Raw genomic sequence first — 2696 nt, 5'->3', positions numbered from 1 at the left:
ACGGTGAGGTCGAGGCCAAAGTCAAAACCGAAGTCGCAAACCTCTGCGCCAGATTCCCTATCTATCCAAACTTGTAAACTGAAGGACACCAACCCATGAGCTTTCATTCCATCGAACAGGCTCCTGCCCGCCTAAACCGTAGCGAACTCGCAGTGCCTGGCAGCCAACCCGGAATGTTCGAAAAGGCCGCACAATCGGACGTGGATGTCATCTTCCTTGATCTGGAGGACGCCGTCGCGCCGGACGAGAAAGAACAGGCCCGCAAAAACATCATTGAGGCTCTGAACGACATCGACTGGGGCAGCAAGACCATGTCGGTACGCATCAACGGGCTCGACACGCATTACATGTACCGCGACGTGGTGGATGTGGTTGAACAGGCTGGCGAGCGACTTGATCTGATCATGATCCCCAAAGTCGGCACCGCGGCAGATGTCTATGCCGTCGACATGATGGTCACGCAAATCGAGGATGCAAAGGGGTACAAAAAACGCATCGGATTCGAGCATATTATCGAAACTGCGTTAGGGATGCAGAACGTCAGTGAGATCGCGGCGGCGTCGAAACGTAACGAAAGCCTGCATTTCGGCGTAGCCGACTATGCCGCCTCGACCCGCGCGCGGACGACTATTATCGGCGGTGTTAATCCGGATTATTCCGTTCTGACTGACGCCGATACGGACGGAGGACGCCGGACCCATTGGGGAGATATGTGGCACTATGCGCTTGCCCGCATGGTTGTGGCTGCCCGCGCCAATGGTTTGCGCCCAATCGACGGCCCTTTTGGAGACTTCCAAGACCCGGACGGCTACAAAGCCGCCGCAAAGCGCGCGGCAGTATTAGGCTGCGAGGGCAAATGGGCCATCCATCCCAGCCAGATTTCACTGGCAAACGATGTTATGTCGCCGGGCGACGCCGAAGTCACCAAGGCACAACGCATTCTCGAAGCAATGGCCGAAGCCGAAGCAGCGGGAAAGGGAGCGGTTTCGTTGGATGGCCGCCTGATCGACTATGCTTCGATCCGTCAAGCTGAAGTTATGGTTGAAAAGGCCCGTCAAATCGCAGCAGCATGATCGCCTCATGACTTTACAATCGTCCATGTCTCAACGCGATTGTGCCGCCAACATATTTGCCGAAGCCATAGCCGCGGCAGATCCGGCGGTATCCCTGAGCAGACGGCTGCAATCAGCCCCATTGCCTGCGCCCAAACAGGGTGGGCGCAGCATCCTAATCGCGATTGGTAAAGCGGCCCCAGCCATGATGGCGGAAGCCTTGCAAAACGTTCAGGGTGATCATGTCGCTCTGGCCGTGACCCATTCCGAAAACCAAGCGGTCGTACCCGGTGCAACTGTGTTGAACAGTGCACACCCCGTTCCGGACGAACGGGGCCTCAAAGCCGGTCGGCAGATCATTGATCTGCTCAGCGCAGCACGCGAGCAAGATCAGATCATAGCGCTGATCTCTGGCGGGGGATCGGCCCTTGTTCCGGCACCTGTGGACGGATTGTCCCTATCGGATAAGATTGTGGTCAACGAGCTCTTGTTGTCTTCCGGATTGGACATCGTGCACATGAACCTGGTGCGCCAGCATCTAAGCCAGCTCAAGGGCGGAGGGTTTCTGCGACACGGTTCACCTGCACCGGTCACAGCCTATATTCTGTCGGATGTGATCGGAGATGACCTGCGTGCCGTTGCCAGCGGCCCCACTTCTCCACCCATCGGAACCCAAGCCGATGCCCGCAGGATCTGCATTGGGGCTGGCATCTGGAAGCGTCTGCCCCAATCCGTGCGGGACCATCTTGAACACAGCGTTCCTGAACAGACGATAGCAGTTGAAGCGACAAATCATCTGATCGGGTCGAACACGATAAGCCTTGAGGCTGCGCATCGCTGTGCAGCGCAGTTTTGTCGGGCTGAAATTGCATCCAAAGCACTGACAGGAGACGTGTCCGACGCTGCACGTCAGATTCTGCAAGCGGCCCGTTCTGTGGCTTCCGACCGCCCGGTCGCTCTACTTTTCGGAGGGGAGACAACCGTCCGGCTGCAGGGTTCGGGTCTTGGTGGGCGCAATCAGGAACTAGCGCTGCGCGTCGCCCAACTGGCGCAAGGGGAAGCTATTCCCGGCAACTGGATTTTCCTCAGCGGTGGAACAGATGGCCGTGATGGTCCGACCCCCGCAGCGGGTGCGATTGTGGATGTGGGAACATTCGACCGTATCCGCAATGCGGGGCAAAATCCGTCCACGCTGTTAGCAAACAACGACAGTCACCGTGCATTGGGACTATCGGGTGATCTTCTGATGACTGGTGCGACCGGAACCAATGTTGCAGATATCCAAGTATTGCTGCTTGGGCCTGAAGCTTGAGCGCGCGCTAAACTTGGCGGGCATCAGGTTGATATAGCGTCAGAGATGTCGAATTGGAAAGTAATGCCTGAATCCGTCGAGAAAGGTCCGATTCATGCGATAGTCTGATTTCAAAGCCATAAAAGAGGCGTTTGTTCCAATGTCACAGGCGATGTTTTAGGCTCTGACGGAAGGATATAGGCATTATTTTTGCGGGATGTTTGGCGTTGATCGGCGTGTAAGTAATTGTAATTTTCGTTCTAAAGTTGCTTTTTTGGAGTAGGGTTTGAACCTTTGGCCTTCAGGTTATGAGCCTGACGAGTTGAAGAGGTTAGCAATTGATCCAGTGGATC

Annotated in this window: 2 protein-coding genes; both read left to right on the top strand. The window is 55.9% G+C overall.

Features of this window, described 5'->3' with window-relative positions; translation table 11 throughout:
* The first annotated feature begins 95 nt into the window (after positions 1–95).
* Positions 96–1073, top strand: a complete 978-nt coding sequence (locus AC2FIC_RS20290) for an HpcH/HpaI aldolase/citrate lyase family protein (RefSeq protein ID WP_496693146.1) — start codon at positions 96–98, stop codon at positions 1071–1073.
* A gap of 7 nt (positions 1074–1080) precedes the next feature.
* Positions 1081–2364, top strand: coding sequence for a glycerate kinase type-2 family protein (locus tag AC2FIC_RS20285; RefSeq protein WP_496693147.1), 1284 nt, complete (start codon positions 1081–1083; stop codon positions 2362–2364).
* The last annotated feature ends 332 nt before the right edge of the window (positions 2365–2696 follow it).

The sequence above is a fragment of the Ruegeria sp. CDSC079 genome, from assembly GCF_059610505.1.
The sequence above is the reverse complement of the archived record's forward strand: the minus strand, read 5'-3'. Positions and strand labels throughout refer to the sequence as shown.